At 71.1% G+C, this 15,832-nt stretch carries 13 protein-coding genes; 4 read left to right on the forward strand and 9 right to left on the reverse strand.

The features are described 5' to 3' along the window. Window positions 1-690: 690 nt before the first annotated feature. Together HD593_RS28525 and HD593_RS28530 are read left to right on the forward strand one after the other, a co-directional pair. Window positions 691-2,436 (forward strand): NAD-dependent malic enzyme, encoded by a 1,746-nt coding sequence (locus tag HD593_RS28525; protein WP_281402476.1) that lies wholly within the window; start codon window positions 691-693, stop codon window positions 2,434-2,436. Continuing rightward, entirely contained in the window at window positions 2,433-3,008 is a 576-nt protein-coding gene (locus HD593_RS28530; protein WP_221525014.1) for a lyase family protein, read from the forward strand. Before HD593_RS28525 ends, HD593_RS28530 begins: the two co-directional genes overlap by 4 nt. On the opposite strand, the gene HD593_RS28535 is transcribed toward HD593_RS28530, so the two are convergent. Together HD593_RS28535 and HD593_RS28540 are read right to left on the reverse strand one after the other, a co-directional pair. Then, window positions 3,005-3,841, reverse strand: coding sequence for an MBL fold metallo-hydrolase (locus tag HD593_RS28535; protein WP_185105110.1), 837 nt, complete (start codon window positions 3,839-3,841; stop codon window positions 3,005-3,007). The two genes, HD593_RS28530 and HD593_RS28535, sit on opposite strands and share 4 nt — an antisense overlap. Next, entirely contained in the window at window positions 3,835-4,431 is a 597-nt protein-coding gene (locus tag HD593_RS28540; RefSeq protein WP_185105111.1) for a dihydrofolate reductase family protein, read from the reverse strand. The genes HD593_RS28535 and HD593_RS28540 overlap by 7 nt, the downstream gene beginning before the upstream one ends. A 75-nt stretch (window positions 4,432-4,506) precedes the next feature. Between HD593_RS28540 and HD593_RS28545 the strand changes: the two genes are divergently transcribed. After that, window positions 4,507-5,010 carry a winged helix-turn-helix transcriptional regulator gene (locus HD593_RS28545; RefSeq protein ID WP_185105112.1) on the forward strand — a complete coding sequence of 168 codons (504 nt, stop codon included), beginning with the start codon at window positions 4,507-4,509 and terminating at the stop codon, window positions 5,008-5,010. Here HD593_RS28545 and HD593_RS28550 read toward each other — a convergent pair. The 7 genes from HD593_RS28550 to HD593_RS28580 all read right to left on the reverse strand — a co-directional run bounded on the left by HD593_RS28550 (window position 4,969) and on the right by HD593_RS28580 (window position 14,527). Then, a complete protein-coding gene (locus HD593_RS28550; RefSeq protein ID WP_221525015.1) occupies window positions 4,969-5,817 on the reverse strand; it encodes an NAD-dependent epimerase/dehydratase family protein in 849 nt (282 codons plus the stop codon). The two genes, HD593_RS28545 and HD593_RS28550, sit on opposite strands and share 42 nt — an antisense overlap. Beyond that, window positions 5,814-8,051, reverse strand: coding sequence for an FAD-dependent oxidoreductase (locus HD593_RS28555; protein ID WP_185105113.1), 2,238 nt, complete (start codon window positions 8,049-8,051; stop codon window positions 5,814-5,816). Before HD593_RS28555 ends, HD593_RS28550 begins: the two co-directional genes overlap by 4 nt. After that, window positions 8,048-10,303, reverse strand: a complete 2,256-nt coding sequence (locus tag HD593_RS28560; protein ID WP_185105114.1) for a hypothetical protein — start codon at window positions 10,301-10,303, stop codon at window positions 8,048-8,050. The genes HD593_RS28555 and HD593_RS28560 overlap by 4 nt, the downstream gene beginning before the upstream one ends. A 21-nt stretch (window positions 10,304-10,324) precedes the next feature. Further along, window positions 10,325-11,176 (reverse strand): carbohydrate ABC transporter permease, encoded by an 852-nt coding sequence (locus HD593_RS28565; protein WP_185105115.1) that lies wholly within the window; start codon window positions 11,174-11,176, stop codon window positions 10,325-10,327. Beyond that, a complete protein-coding gene (locus tag HD593_RS28570; RefSeq protein ID WP_185105116.1) occupies window positions 11,173-12,105 on the reverse strand; it encodes a carbohydrate ABC transporter permease in 933 nt (310 codons plus the stop codon). The genes HD593_RS28565 and HD593_RS28570 overlap by 4 nt, the downstream gene beginning before the upstream one ends. Next, complete coding sequence (locus HD593_RS28575) at window positions 12,102-13,463, reverse strand: ABC transporter substrate-binding protein (protein ID WP_185105117.1); 1,362 nt, start codon at window positions 13,461-13,463, stop codon at window positions 12,102-12,104. The genes HD593_RS28570 and HD593_RS28575 overlap by 4 nt, the downstream gene beginning before the upstream one ends. Before the next feature lie 92 nt (window positions 13,464-13,555). Next, entirely contained in the window at window positions 13,556-14,527 is a 972-nt protein-coding gene (locus HD593_RS28580) for a LacI family DNA-binding transcriptional regulator (protein ID WP_185105118.1), read from the reverse strand. A 162-nt stretch (window positions 14,528-14,689) separates the two neighbouring features. Here HD593_RS28580 and HD593_RS28585 point away from each other — a divergent pair, with 162 nt between their 5' ends. Beyond that, entirely contained in the window at window positions 14,690-15,832 is a 1,143-nt protein-coding gene (locus tag HD593_RS28585) for a mandelate racemase/muconate lactonizing enzyme family protein (RefSeq protein WP_185105119.1), read from the forward strand.

A 15,832-nucleotide genomic window follows, 5' to 3' on the forward strand; every position in this document is an offset into this window, starting at 1 on the left:
CCTGCGGCTGCCCATGACAGCCTACGACCGCCACCGCCGCGCCGACCCCTCCCGGGTCGCCCGACGCCGGGCAACTGCGCGACGCGGTCGACATCGCCACCAGCGCGTTGACCGTGCTGGCCGCAGATTGTGAGAAGGCACATGCCGGGATCAGACGCGGAGAGCCGTCGTTGTCTATGGGGTTGATGAGGGGTACGGGCGTAGCCCGTTCCTTTGTCTGGGACGAAAGAGATTGTTGAATCAACCGCCCGCCTTTACAATGTAGATTTCATAGCAGGCAATGCGCAAGGCCACTGCGGCGTACGGGGACAGCACACTCATGCGGCGTGCGCCTTGATCCGTCGGCCCCCCTCGCCAGGATGGCCTCATGCGCTTGGTGCCGATGAGGAGCGCCGATCGCTGGCCGGGTGGCACCGTCGCCCCGAATCTGGCCGGGGGGCGTGCGCCGGCGTACGTGGCGATGCGCGGCGTTGTGGGCGGGCTCGACGGCGGGGTGCTGGTGCTGGACGGCGGTCGGCGCGGTCTACAGGCCCCTGGCTCTGCCCCTGCCATGACCGAACACAGCGTGGGACCCGCCCCTCCTGGCACAGGCAAGGTTTGGGGTAGTCGTGAGGTCGGGCCCAGTATCGGTTGGTCGTGGCGGGGGCAGCAGCAGCGAAGGGCCGGGTGACCGGTGATGTGATGGAGGGGATGACGACGATGTCGCCGGGGAAGAAGAAGCCGGATCTCGTGAGCTTCATGTTCGCCGAGCAGCCGGACGGAAGCTATGTGACGTCTCTGCGCGGGGAGGCGGTGCTGCGCGAGCCTCTGCTGAACAAGGGCACGGCGTTCTCGCAGGAGGAGCGGGCGGAGCTGGGGCTGGAAGGGCTGTTGCCGCCGGTGATCGAGACGCTGGAGGAGCAGGCGAAGCGGATGTACGCCCAGTACCGGGCGCAGCCGACCGACCTGCTCAAGAACGTCTACCTGGCGGCGCTGCGCGACCGGGACGAGGTGCTGTACTACCGGCTGCTGGCCGATCATCTGCGGGAGATGCTGCCCATCGTGTACGACCCGACCGTCGCCGAGGCGATCAAGCTCTACAGCGACGAGTACCGTCGTCCCCGGGGCGTGTACCTGTCCATCGACGATCCGGGCGGGATCGAGCGGGCGTTCGCGAACATGATGCTGGGCCCGGACGACGTGGACCTGATCGTGGCCTCCGACGCGGAGGAGATCCTGGGCATCGGTGACTGGGGGGTCGGCGGCGGTGCCGGCATCACCGCCGGCAAGCTGGCCGTCTACACCGCGGCCGCGGGCCTCGATCCCGGCCGGGCCATCCCGGTCGCCCTGGACGTGGGCACCGACAACGAGGCGCTGCTGAACGATCCGGGCTACGTCGGCAACCGGCACGCGCGGGTACGCGGCAAGCGGTACGACGAGTTCATCGACGCCTACGTCACCACCGCCACCCGGATGTTCCCCGGCGCGCTGTTGCACTGGGAGGACTTCGGCCCGTCCAACGCCCGCCGGATCCTGGAGAAGTACACCGGCCGGATCTGCACCTTCAACGACGACATGCAGGGCACCGGCGCCATCGTGCTGGCCGCCATGCTCAGCGCGGTGCGGGCGTCCGGGACCCCGATGCGCGAGCAGCGGATCGTCATCTTCGGCTCGGGCACCGCGGGGATCGGCATCGCCGACCAGCTGCGGGACGCGATGGTTCGCGACGGTCTGGACGAGGACGCCGCGACCCGGCGGATCTGGCCGATCGACAAGCAGGGCCTGCTGGTCGACGACATGAAGGATCTGCGCGACTTCCAGCAGTCGTACGCCCGGCCGCGCGCGGAGGTCGCCGGCTGGGCCGGTGACAAGCACGGCATCTCGCTGGCCGAGGTCGTCAAGCGGGTCAAGCCGACCATGCTGCTGGGCACCTCCACCGTCCACGGCGCGTTCACCGAGGAGATCGTGCGCACCATGGCGGCGGGCGTGGACCGGCCGATCATCTTCCCGATCTCCAACCCGACCGAGCGCATCGAGGCCATGCCCGCGGACCTGCTCCGCTGGAGCGACGGCCGGGCCCTGATCGCCACCGGCATCCCGATCGAGCCGATCACCCACGACGGCGTCACGTACCGCATCGCCCAGGCGAACAACGCGCTGCTCTACCCGGGCCTGGGGCTGGGCGTGGTGGTCGCGCGGGCCCGCCGGGTCAGCCCCGGCATGCTCCAGGCCGCCGCCGAGGCCGTCGGCGGGATGGTCGATTCCACCAGCCCGGGGGCGGCCCTGCTGCCGCAGGTGGACAACCTGCGCGAGATCTCCGCCACCGTCGCCGTCGCCGTCGCGAACCGGGCCGCCGAGGAGCACCTGGCCCGCGTCGACCTGCGCGACACCGTCCAGCAGGTCCAGGAGGCCATGTGGCAGCCTGCCTACCGTCACGTCCACGGGAACGGGCAGTGAGCGCGCCGCCGCAGGTCCGTGACGTACCGATCGGCGACGACCGCATGCCCAAGGCCGTCTACCACGCCTACGGCCACATCAAGAAGGCCGCCGCGATCGTCAACGCCCGCGCCGGCCGGCTGCCCCGGTGGCAGGCCGACCTGATCAGCCGGGTCGCCGACGAGGTCGTCTCCGGCGAGCTGGACAGCGAGTTCCCGCTGTACGTGCGGCAGACGGGCTCGGGCACCCAGTCGAACATGAACGTCAACGAGGTGATCTCCAACCAGGCGATCCAGCTCGTGCGGCTCGACACCGAGAGGCTGCACCACAACCTCGATCACTCGATCATGATGGTGACCGCCCTCAGCCCCATCGTGGGCTACGACCAGGCCGCCCGGATCGCCCACCACGCGCTGGACCACGGGCTCTCGCTCAAGGACGCCGCGCTCCAGTGCGGGGTCGCGGAGAAGCTCTACGACCGGATCGTCAAACCCGAGAACCTCACCCGGCCCGGGGTGCCCAGCCCGGACGGAGGCCGCCGCAGGTCCGCCAGAGCGCCCGTCAAGAAGCCGTCCCGCGCCCCCGATCGCTAGCGGGGCGGCTCGCCGCGCCCGCCTCTCCGGGCGAGGCGCTGGAGCTGCCCTTCGTGGATGTCGCTCACCCACTCCCAGCCGGGCCTGGCCGATGGGCCGAGCCGCGGGTCACCGGGCTCCCGGCCGTCACGCAAGGCCAGCACGTACGCCCGGTCCAGCTCGATCCGCGCCCGGACCTGACCGGGTCCGCCGACGGAACCGTGACCGGGGACGACGACCTCGGCGCCGCCCGCCACGCCCTCGATCAGCCGCAGCGCGGTGAGGTAGTCCTCGATCGGGTCCGTGGTGCCGTCCAGGTCGAGCATCGGCACCAGGACGTCGGACAGCATGTCGCCGGCGACGAGAACCCCGCGCTCCTCGATCAGCAGCGCCGCGTGGCCAGGGGCATGCGCCTGATGCTCGATGATCCGGACGTCAGGGCCGTCCCAGGGGATCCGCTCGGTTCCGGCGGGCAGGCCGGTGATGTCGCCGAGCAGGTCCATCGGCACCTGACCGGCGATCTCCGTCTCGAGCAGGTGGTCGGCGATGCGTTTCTTCGCGTCCGCGTCCGGGAGCTGATCCCGGACGGTGGCCGCGCAGCGCGCCGTGCCGTAACGGGGCGCCTCGCCGAGCCGGGCGTGCCAGAGCAGGTGGTCCCAGTCCGGATGCGTGGAGAACCCCGCCACGACGGGCAGGCCCAGCTCGCGCAGGTCGCCGGCGAGGCAGTCGAGCTCGGAGCCGGTCACGCCGGGGTCGATGAGCAGCACCCCGGCCGGGCCCCGCACCACGATGGCGTTGCTCTGCACGAACTCGCTCTCGTGGACCAGCACACCCTCCGCGACCTGCCTCAGCATGAGCCCGCCTCCTTCGCGTCCTGGACGGCGTAACGGTGCATCGTGACGCCTTGTTCGAACGACCTCTGCTCCAGCAGGTCGAGGTCGATCGGCCTGTCGTAGTCGTCGAACAGCGGCCTGCCGAAGCCGAGGATCGACGGATGGGTGAAGAGCAGCAGCTCGTCGAGCAGCCCCGCCCGGAGCAGCTGGGTGGCGAGCGCCGCGCCGCCCACGCTGATGCTGCCGTCGGTCCCGGCCCGCAGGGCGGCGAGTTGCTCGATCGCGTCGTCCCCGCCGATGATCCTGGTGTTGTGATCGGCGCTGCGACGGGTTCGGGAGACGAGCACCTTGGGCTTGGCGGTCCAGATCTCCCCGTACTCGCGCATGAAGTCCGGCAGCGACTCGTCCTCGTGCGAGCGCGGCCAGAACTCCTCCATGACCTCGTAGTAGACCCGGCCATGGACCATGAGCGCGAGCGCCCGGGTCAGCGCGTTGGCCTCGCGGTGCAGCTCCTCGCCGAGGCGCAGCCACTCGCCGGCGCCGTTGTCCCCGGGAACTTGCTCGATCCGCAGGTCGAGGGACACCTGCATCGAATAGACGAAGCGGCCCATCAGCTCCTCTTCCCAGGAGTGCTTGTATTTTGCAACTACTATTGGGCAGGGCAAAATCCCTGTCAAGGAGGAAGCGTGGAACCACGGTCCGGGTGTCCGGTCAACGCCACCGTCGAGGTGCTCGGAGATCGCTGGTCGCTGCTCGTGCTGCGCGACGTCATCTTCGGCGATCGCCGCTACTTCCGGGCGCTGCTCACCGGGTCGGTCGAGGGCATCGCGTCGAACATCCTCGCCGACCGCCTCGTGCGGCTCGTCGAGGCGGGGCTCCTCACCCGCGGCACCGCCGCGCGGGGGCAGCGCGCCCGCTACAGCCTCACCGAAGCCGGCATCCGGACTCTTCCGATCATCTACGCCCTCGGCGACTGGGGCCTCGACTGGCGCCCGGGCAGCGCCGAGCTCCGGCACCGGCAGCAGCTCATGCGCGATGCGGGCCCGGCGTTCCTCGAGGAGCTCATGGACGAGCTGCGCGTCCGCCATCTCGGCGCCCCGCCGAAGCCGTACGACGGCCCGAGCCCGTTCGAGCGGCTGGAGGCCGCCTCAAAGGACGAACCGGGCGGTGAAGCCCAGCAGCCCGGCTGACCGGCTGAGATCGATCGGCACCGTACGGCCGGGCAGCGGGGCGCGCAGCTCGGTCGCCGGGTGATAGCGGCGCATCAGCTCCTCGGTGGGATGGGGCACGAGCGTCGTCGGGGCGGCGACCAGCACCGTGCGCGCGCCGGGCCCCGGCACGCCGAGCGCCAGCACGCAGGCCCGAGCCGCGTCCCGCACCTCCAGGTACGCCCACAGCCCGCGCGCGTGCAGCCCGGGGTCGGCCGCGCACGCGGCGGCGAAGGCGCGCAGCCGCTCGTCCGCTCCCCCGACGTACGGCAGGCGCAGCGAGACCACGCTCATCCCGTGCCTGCGCGCCATCGTCTCCGCCGTGAGCTCGTCCACCAGCTTCGACAGCGCGTACGGATCCTCGGCCTGCGACGGCAGGTCGTGGTCGACCGGCGCGTAGGCCGGATGCAGCTCTCGTGAGGCGAACGCCAGCCCGCCGGCCGCCTGCGAGCTCGCCACGCACGCCTGCCGGACCCCGGCCAGCCCCGCCTGTTCGAGCACGGTGAAGGTGGCCTGGGTGTTGACGGCGAACACCTTCTCGGCCGGGTCCCGCTCCGGGGTCGGGATGGCGGCGAGGTGGATGACGGCGTCGGCGCCCTTCAGCGCGGCGCGTACGGCGGCCGGATCGGCCGCGTCCCCCGCGACCACCAGGTCGGCGGGCAGGTCGCCGGGGTCGTCCAGGACCAGCGCGGCGGCCGCGATCCCCTGGTCGGCCAGCAGGTCGAGCACGGCACGCCCGATGCGCCCCGCGGCGCCCGTCACCAGCACCCGCCGCACGCCGCCGCTCACCGCTCGCCTCCCGTCCGTCCGCCGCGCGGACCGTACTCAGGAGGGTACGCGCGGACGGCGACGACGTGGGCGGACGGCGCGCCGTTCGTGGCCTCGACCACGATCCGCAGCGCGTCGGCCGGCACGGGCTCGCCGAGGACGTGCACGTTGCGCCGCCGCCGGTTCTCGCGGGTCTCGGCCACCGGGTGCCACGCCCCGCCCCGCCGCACCTCGACCCGGTAGTCGCGGACGAGCGTGGGCAGCACCTCGAACGGGGTCCGGTGGTGGTGCAGGTTGATGAGGTCCTCGTTCACGTCGTCGTCGGCGATGACCTCGATGCGCGCGATCGTCACGGGCCCCGGCCACTCCAGGTGCAGGGTGGCGGGCAGCGTGCCGGAGACCCACATGTGCGGCCCGGCGTAGGGGCGCTGGTAGCCGTCGAGAGCCTTGTCCGGGGCGAACGCCTGCGTGGCGCCCGTCTCCAGGCAGAACGTCCGGCGCAGCAGTCCCGTGTCCGCCCACTCGCGCAGCGGCTGGGGGCTCTCGTCCTGGGGGCGCAGCGGCACCTTGGTGAAGCAGAGCACACCGGGCGCCGGCTGGTCGGCGACGTGCAGGCCGACCAGCGGGTTCGCCTTGATGACGAGGAAGGCGTTGCGGGGAGTCTCGGGCCGCCAGTCCAGGCGCAGGTCGACCCACTGCTTCTCGCCCGCGGGCAGGGGGATCGCGCTGGTCGTGACGAGCTCGCGCGGCACGTAGTTCTGCCCGAGCACGGGGTCGTGCAGCTCGACGGTCAGCGTGGTGTCGCCGGCCGCGTCGGCCAGCAGCCGCACGCCGCCGAGTGCCGGGTCGGCGGGCAGCACCAGCCCGGCGTCCGCATCGAGCGGCCACAGGCCGGCCGGGACGTCCACGACCAGGCGGGTCAGCGTGCTCGACGCCGACGCGGTGGCGGCGCCCGCCAGGTCGGCGGGGTCGTCGAGCGGCAGCCCGACGACGGAGGCGTCCTCGCGCAGCAGGGTCCGCTGCAGGTCGGCGGCCGGTAGGTCGCGCGGGCGCGTGCCGCGCTCGGCGCAGAGCGCCGCGGCCGTGCCCGCCGCCTGCCCGATCGTGGCGCAGGTGGCCATCACCCTGGTCGAGCCGAACGCCACGTGGGAGGCGGAGATGTTGCGCCCGGCCATGAGCAGGTTGGGCACGTTGACCGAGTAGAGCGAGCGGTAGGGGATGTGGTAGATGCCGTCGGCGTAGCGTTGCTTGGCGCCGGCCTCGGTGGCGTACATGCCCTGCGGCGGGTGCAGGTCGATCGACCAGCCGCCGAACGCCACCCGATCGTCGAACGGCGTCTGGCCGAGGACGTCGTGCTGGGTGAGCACGTAGTCGCCGAGCAGGCGGCGGTACTCGCGCTTGCCCGGCAGCGCGCCCACCCATTCGAGCGTCATCGTGTCGGCGTCGAACTTGCCGGAGTTCTTGATGTAGTCCCAGATGCCGTACACGACCGACCACAGCTCGTCCCTGATGCGGTCGTTGTCGTGCACGGTGTCCAGCTCGCCGCCGAACTCGATCCACCAGTAGGCGCAGCCGTTGTCACCGGCCTTGATGATGCGCCGCTCGGGGATGGAGGTGGTGGTGATGTCCTTGGCGAAGCTCGGCGGGACGTAGCGGACCGGCTCCCCCGCGTCCTTCGTGTAGAACAGCAGCGTGCTGCCCAGCGTGATGTCGTCGGGCTCGTCCGGCGCCCACGGCTCGCCGTACTCGGCGCGGCCCTCGCGGCCGATGCGGTAACGGGCGCCCGCGAGGTGGCCGACCAGGCCGTCGCCGGTGCAGTCGAGGAAGAGCGGCGACTCGAACGTGATGAGCCGCTCCGAGCCCATCATCCAGCCCGTGACGGAGGAGATCCCGCTCTCGCCGGCGTCCACGAGGCGGACGTCGGTGTTGAGGTAGAGCGAGATGCCGGGCTCGGCGCGGACCGCGTCCAGCACCGTGGTGTCCCAGAGGTAGGGGTTGCCGAGCGGGTTGCGGTACTGGTTCTCGACCAGCAGCTCCCCCATGATGCCGCCCTCGCGGGCGTGGTGGTTCTTGCCGTGGCCGGTCGCACCGCACACCCAGACGCGCACCTCGCTGCTGGAGTTGCCGCCGAGCACCGGACGGTTGCCGACCAACGCCACCGTACGGCCGAGCCGGGCGGCGGCGACGGCCGCGCACACGCCCGCCAGGCCGCCACCCACGACGGTGATGTCATGACTTACGGTTTCTTCTCTCATTGGCTCAATCCGTAGTAGATGCGGGGCGCGCCGTCGAGGACCACCCGCACCTTGCCGTTGCGGACGGGCAGGGTGCGCTCGCGGCCGATGCAGTCCACCTCGCGCACCGTGGCGCCCTCGGCGGGCAGGAGCAGGGGCGTCTTGGTCGGCCAGTGGTCGGCCCAGGCCTCCTGGTGCGGATACCACTGGTCGGCGCCGTGGTCGGCGTGCTGGAGATAGCCGTCCTTGCGGCTCCACAGGATCGAGAACCCGTCGAACAGCAGGCCCTTGAGCTCCGGGTCGGGGAAGGTCAGCCAGCGGACGAACCTCGCCCCCTCCAGGGTCCGGGTGGCCGTGGCGTAGGCCAGCAGCGCGGCCTTGACGCTGGTGTCGCGGTTCATCAGCCCGAAGTGGTACTCGGGGTTGGCGGGGTCGGCCTCCTGCGGATGGTGGATCGTGCTGTCGTGGGGCTGGTACCAGTTCACCCCGTCCACGCCCTCCGAGACCGCCAGCGCCAGGGTGAGCAGCACGTTCTCCGCCGCCTGCCGGTGGTTGTCGTTCCACCACCGGTTCGGCCTGGTGCAGGCGTACGCCTCGGTGAGCCACAGCTCCTTGCCGCCGCCCTGCTCGTCGATGGTCCTGCGAGCCTCCTTCAGCGCGCCGAGGAAGTTCCAGTACGTGCCGTTCTCGCCCTGCTCCCACTCCTCGGGCGGTGGCGCGTAGTCGGGGGTGAAGTTGCCGCGCCCGGGGTGGAAGGCGAACCCGTCGATCAGGTCCCAGCCGCCCGCCTCGATGAACTTCGCGGTCCACACCGTGTCCATGCCGCCGAGGCCGCAGTTCAGCAGCTTGATGCCGGAGTCCTTGAGCCGGTCGTGGATCGGCTTGAGCCCGTCGCGGATGTACTCGGGCACCCGCTTGCCCTGCATCCACGGGTTGTTCAGCTCGTTGGCGACCTCGAAGTAGCGGGCGCCCGACGCCCTGGCGACGGCCGCGCGGTCGTCGGCCCAGGCGGCGATCTGCTCGGGCGTGCCGTTGAAGATGACGCCGCCGAGCTGCACGTTGTGCGGGACGCCGAGCGCGTCCAGCTCGGCGGCTGAGTGGCCGGGCGCGCCGTCGTAGGCGATGCGGACCGACTTCACGCCGATCCTGCGCATCAGCGTCCCGACCGACTCCTTGTCCGGCACCAGCATCCAGAAGTAGTTGGAGACGCCGAACCTGCCCTCGGCCTGGTAGTCGTACGGCTTCAGCGTGGCCAGGTTCGTCCTGGCGAACGCCTCGTCGGTGTCGGAGACGGCCTTGACCTCGGCGAACAGGATGCCCTGGGCGGAGCCTGCGACCGTGAACGCCTCGTCCCAGACCGCTCCGGGAGCCAGCGTCCTGGTCAGCGTGCCGTGCCCGGCCTTCCTGCCGTCGAAGTCGCGGGCGCACCAGGTCAGCCGCACGCTGCGCTCGGTGGCCGAGCCGTTGACGACCTGGGCTCTGAGGCTCATGCGCGCGTCCGGCTCGTACAGGCCGAACGGCTGCTCGCACCAGGTGTCCACGCTCAGCGGGAGCCCGGTGGCCAGGCCGTTGGCGGCCGACGGGCGCATCGCGCCGAGCACCAGCTCGGCCTCGGTCACGGTCCCGGTGGTGGCGGGGGCGTGGATCCAGGTGGCGTTGGTGAAGCCGGGCGTGGTCTTGTCCAGGCGGATGAACGCGGCGCCGTCCGCCCAGGTCTCCTGGTAGAGGGCGCCGGCGTTGACCTCGTACGGGACGCCGCCGCGCGGATCGCGGGTCCACCGGGTGACGGGCACGTAGCGCTCGGGCGCCGAGGGGCCGAGCACGGTCCTGGCGAACATGAAGCCGGAAGGCGTCAGGGTGGTGCTGCCGCTCACCTCCCAGCGCAGGTGCGCCCTGCGGGCCGAGACGGTGAACAGGCCGCGCACCTTGACCTGCTGGGCCGACGCCGACATCACGTAGTCGACCTGGATGGCGGGCCTGCCGTCCACGGTCACCAGCGAGGGCGTGCCGCCGAACGTGCGCTGCTGCCCGAGCACGGTGTCCTTGATCATGAAGTGGCTGAGCCGGAGGCGGTCGGCGTCGTCGCGCACCAGGATCGAGCCACCCGCCTCGGCGATCAGCGTGATGCCGTCGGCCTGGACGGAGATCGGCTCGGCGGCGTCACCGCTCTGGGGGCCGGTCCGAGTACTGGCCGCGGCGGGTGTGGCGGCGAAGGTCGCGCCGGCCGCGGCGGGGAGAGCTTGCAGGAGGATACGACGGGAAATTTCGGCCATGGGGGTGCCTTTCGTGAAATGTCAGCCCTTGATGCCGGTGAAGCCGAGCCCGGCCACGATGTGCTTCTGGAAGACCAGGAACACCAGCACCGGCGGCGCCAGCGCCATCGCCATGGCGGCGATCAGCTCGTCCTGCGGCGCCTGCTCGGCCAGGTTGGCCAGGGCCACGCTGATCGGCTGCTTCTCGGGGTCGGTGATGGCCACGAGCGGCCAGATGAAGTCCTTCCAGCTGTGCATGACGGCCAGCAGGCTGATCACGGCCAGGATCGGGCGGCTCATCGGCAGCACGATCCTGGTCAGCAACTGCCACGTGTTCGCCCCGTCCACCCGCGCCGCCGCGAACAGCTCGGGCGGCAGCGCGTCGAAGAACCGCTTGGCCAGCAGCACGTTGAACGCGTAGGCCCCCGAAGGCAGCCAGATCGACCAGTACGAGTCCACCAGCCCCAGGTCGATGACCGTCAGGAACAGGCTGGTCATCGAGACCGTGTAGGGCACGAACATCGTGGCCAGGATCGCGCCGTAGACGTACCTGCCGAACCAGGGCCGCAGCACCGACAGCGCGAAGCCCGCGGTGACCGCGACGACGAGCTGCACCGCCCACGAACCGCCCACCACCTGCACGGTGTTGAGAAGGTAGTGGCCGATGCCGAGGTCGTCCCAGGCGGTGGCGAAGTTCTCCGGGCGCGGGTCGGCGGGCCACAGGTCGAGCGGCTTGGAGATCAGGTCGGCGCTCGGCGACATCGCGCCCTTGACCGTCATGTAGAGGGGGCCGAGGCCGATCAGGACCAGGAAGGCCAGCGTGAGCGCCTGGATCGTACGCAGTCCCGCCCTGACGGCCGGGCGGCGCTCCTCCACGGGTGAGATCAGGCTCATGACGCGCTCCAGCTCCTGGTGGCCCGCAGGTAGACGGCCGACAGCAGGCCCAGGACGATCGCCAGCAGGAACGACAGCGCCGCCGCCTGGCCGTAGGCGCCGTCCTGGAAGGCGTACCTGAAGATCAGCAGCAGGACGGTGAGCGTGGCGTTCTCCGGGCCGCCGCCGGTGAAGACGTACGGTTCGGTGAAGACCTGCATGGTGCTGATGAGCTGCATCAGCAGCAGCAGGCCGATCACCGGGCGGAGCTGGGGCAGCGTGATGTGCCACACGCGCGTCCAGATCGACGCCCCGTCCATCTGCGCGGCCTCGTACAGCTCGGACGGGACGCCGACGATCGCGGCCAGGTAGATCAGCACGGCGCCGCCCATGCCCGCCCAGGTGGACTGCAGGACCAGGCTGAGCATCGCCGTGTCCGGCGAGTCCAGCCACGGGTAGGGCCCCAGCCCCACGAGGGCGAGCAGCCCGTTGAACAGGCCGTGCCCCGGGTCGTAGAACCACTTCCAGAGCAGGATCGCCACCACGGGCGGCACCACCACGGGCAGGTAGACGAGGAAGCGGTAGACGCCCGCGCCCCTGCGTACGGTCGACAGCACCACGGCCAGCACCAGCGGCGCGGGGAAGCCGATGAGCAGGGCCAGCCCGACGAACAGCAGCGTGTTGGCCACGGCCGTGCCCAGCAGCGGGTCGGCGAACAGGGCGCGGAAGTTGTCCAGGCCCACCCAGGTGGCGGCGTCGACCAGGTTCGTCTCCTGGAAGCTGATCAGCAGGCCCCTGACGATCGGCCACCAGGAGAACACCCCGAACACCACCAGCGCCGGGACGAGGAACAGCAGCGCGGTCAGCGTGTGGCGGCCCCGCTTGACGGCGGGGCTCGCCGCCACGGCGGGAAGGGGGATGGCGGGCGTCCCGGCGCGTCCGGCACTCACTGCCTGGCCGCCGCGAGTTTGGCGTTGACGTCCGTCTCCGCCTTGGCCAGCAGGGCGTCCACGGACGCGTCCTCGTCGGTGAGCACCGCCTGGACCACCGTGTCGAGCACCGCGTACACCTGCTGGGCCTGAACGGCGGGCTCGGGGCGCAGGGTGAGCGACGGGGTGCCCTCCAGCCAGGGGCGGAAGTGCTCCAGCTTGACGTTCACGTACGGCTTGACGGCCTCGTCGATCTTGGCCTGCTGCGTGGCGTCGAACATCGGCAGCGTGGGCACCCCGACCGCCGACTCGGGGTCGGCGGCCAGTTCCTTGGCCCTGGAGGCGGCGACGGCCGGGTCGTACTGCGGCTCGGCGTAGGCGAACAGCAGCCACTTCACCGCCGCGGCGGCCTTCTCCGCGGTCACGGACTTGGGCACCAGGTAGACGTCGCCGCCGGTCAGCGTGGCGTTCCCGCCGGCCTGAGGCAGCGGGCCGACGCCGAACGCGTCGGTGTCCTCCATCCCGTACGTCATCTTGGCCAGCCGGTAGGTGCCCGGCGTGCCCATGTACATGCCGATCTCGCCGGCGGCGAACCGCTTGATCACGTCGTTCTGGTCGTTGAGCTGCGAGTCGCCCATGGAGTCGTCCGTCCAGCGCATCTCCTTGAGCAGGCCCAGCGCCTTCTTCACCGGGTCGGCATTGAAGGCGGCCACGTACCTGCCGCCCTCCTCGCGCTCGATCTCGCCGCCGTGCGTGTAGGCGAGCATGGTGAGCTGCCAGCCGCCCTGGTTGTTCTTCGACTCGTGCACGAAGCCCGCCTTGCCGGTCCTGGCAGAGATGGCCTTGGCCGCGGCCCTGACCTCGTCCCAGGTCGCGGGCGGCTTGTCGGGGTCGAGCCCGGCCTTGGTGAACAGGTCGCGGTTGTAGACCAGGCCCTGGGCGAAGGGTGCCTGCGGGACGCCGTACACCTCGCCGGCCGCGTCGCTGAGCGGGCGCAGGACCTGAGGGTTGAACTCCTTGTAGTGGGCCCAGCCCGACAGCTCCTTGGTCAGCGGCCTGACCTGCTTGCGGGCGATGAGGCCCTGCGGCTCGGTCAGCGGAACCTTGATCACCTCTTCGACCTTGCCGCCCGCCAGCTTGGCGGAGAACGTCAGCGGGTCGAACACCGTGGTCGAGCCCTGCACCTTGATCCCGGGGTTGCGCCGCTCGAACTCCGCCACCATCTTCTTGAACTGCTCCAGGCCCGGTTTGTCCGTGGCGGGAGGCATGCCCTGGACCCGGATCACGACGGTTCCGGGCTCGCCGGAGGAGGGGGACCCGCATCCGGCGAGCGCCGTGGTGAGTACGGCGCAGCCGAGGAGGCCGGCGGTCAGCTTCATGATGACTCCTGTGGTGGAGGTGGCGCAGGTCGAGATGGCGGTAGGGCGCGCGGGCCGTACCGGAAGGGGGGTCGCTGAACGTGGGTGCGGGCTCAGCCGGGGGCGGCGCCCGTGGAGGCCCGGGGGATCAGGCGCGAGCCGATCTCGACGGCCCGCGCCCCGCTCTTGCCCGTGATGGTGTTGACCAGCAGGTCGGCGGCCCGGGTGGCGATCTCGTCGGCCGAGATCCTGATCGTGGTGAGTGAGGGGGTGGAGGTGGCGGCGAGCAGCGTGTCGTCTATCCCGATCACGCTCACCTGGCCGGGCACGCCGATGCCGAGCTTGGCGAACTGGTGCAGCACTCCGAGCGCCACCAGGTCGTTGTGCGCGAGCACCGCGGTCGCCTCGCCCGCCGCGACGAGCGTCGCCGCGTGCACGCCGGTCTCGAAGCGGGGCTCGTACGGGCCGAGCTCGGTCAGCGTCAGGTCGTGGGCCTCGAAGACCTCCCTGATGGACTTGCCGCGGCCGTGCTCGCCGTGCTCGCCGTTGACGAAGACGCACCGGGTGTGCCCGTACGCCTTGAGGTGCTCGGCGGCCTGCGCGATCCCCTGCGACAGGGAGATGCGCAGCTCGGGCAGCCCTTCGACGTGCCGGTTGACCAGGACGGTGGGCATCTCGGCGCCGAGTTCGCGCAGCCGTTCCTCCGGCAGGGTGGAGGCCCACAGGATCAGGCCGTCCACCTGCTTGGACACCGCGGCGATGGTCTCCAGCTCGTCGTACTCGCGCTCGTCGGTGTCTGCGGCCAGGACGGTGTAGCCGAGCCGCCTGGCGCGGGCCTGCATCGCCTTGAAGATCGGCGGGAAGAACGGGTTCGCGATGTCGGGGATGATCAGGCCGATCGACCCCGTCCTGCCGCCGCGCAGTGAGCGGGCGGCGGGGTTGGGCGAGTAGCCCAGCTCGGCCGCCACCTCGCGGACCCGCTGCAGGGTCTGCGGCTGCACCTGCTCCGGCGCGGTGAACGCACGGGAGACCGTCGAGACGGACACCCCGGCGGCGCTCGCCACCTGCTTGATCGTTACCGCCACGCGTCCGTCCTCCCGTGTCGACTGGCTGGGAGGATCGTTGCAAACGTTCCCGGAATGCGTCAAGAGTGTTTCGTACGGGAAAACCCCCGACCTGTTCAACTCAGCGCCGCTCTGTCATGATGCAGATCTGAATGTTTGCGGGATCGTTTTCAAGGGGGTCACATGAAGATCACCGGCTGGGAGCTGCTCACCCTGCCCGATCACGGCGACAGCATGATGCTGCTGGTCATCGACACCGACGAGGGCCTGTACGGCCTCGGCGAGGTCGGCATCAGGTCGAGGCAGAAGGCCGTGGCCGGGGCCATCGAGCACCTGGGCGAGCTCCTGATCGGCGAGGACCCCGCCAGGATCGAGCACCTGTGGCAGGTGCTGTTCCGGCGCGGGTTCTTCCCCGCCGACCGGTTCCTGTCGGCGGCCATCGCCGCGGTGGACGTGGCCCTGTGGGACATCCGCGGCAAGGCCCTCGGCGTGCCGCTCTACGAGCTGTTCGGCGGGCGGGTGCGGGATCACGTGGCGGCCTACACGCACCTGGGCGACGACTACCACGACGTGGAGGCGTTCCTGGACAAGGCGCGCGCCCTGGTCTCCGGCGGCTGGCGGCACCTGCGCTTCGCGGTGCCGCACGCGCCGGACGGGGTGCTCGACCAGCGGGCCTCGATGCGGGCGGGGATCGCGCTGTTCCACCGGATGCGGGAGGCGGTGGGCGAGGAGGTGGAGCTGATCCTCGACGTGCACACCAGGCTCGACCCGCCGGAGGCGGTCACGCTGTGCAGGGAGATCGAGGCGGCGCGACCGTACTTCGTGGAGGACCCGCTGCGCAGCGAGGGCCTGGACGCCTACCGCATGCTCAGGGCCCGTACGGCGGTGCCGCTGGCGGCGGGCGAGCAGTTCGGCTCGAAGTGGGAGTTCCAGCGCCTGGTGGAGCCGGACCTGATCGACTACGCCCGCGTGGACGTGGGCGTGGCGGCCGGCCTCACCGAGGCCAGGAAGATCGCGGCGATGTGCGAGACCCACTACATCAAGCTCGCCACCCACAACCCCCTCGGCCCGGTGACCGCGGCCTCCTCGCTGCACCTGAACCTCGCCACCCCGAACGCCGCGGTCCAGGAGCACCAGGCCCAGCCGGAGCCCGCGATCGACGCGCTGTTCACGTCCCGGCCCACGATCAGGGGCGGGCGCGTGGAGCTGCCGGAGCTGCCCGGGCTGGGCGTGGACATCGACCGGGCCGCGGCGCGGCGCCACCAGGCCGTCGCCGCCGAACGCCCGCACCTGCGCACCCCGGACGGGGCCTTCACCAACTGGTGA

Origin of the sequence: Nonomuraea rubra (assembly GCF_014207985.1) — a bacterium.
In the GTDB taxonomy this organism is placed as follows: Bacteria; Actinomycetota; Actinomycetes; order Streptosporangiales; family Streptosporangiaceae; genus Nonomuraea; species Nonomuraea rubra.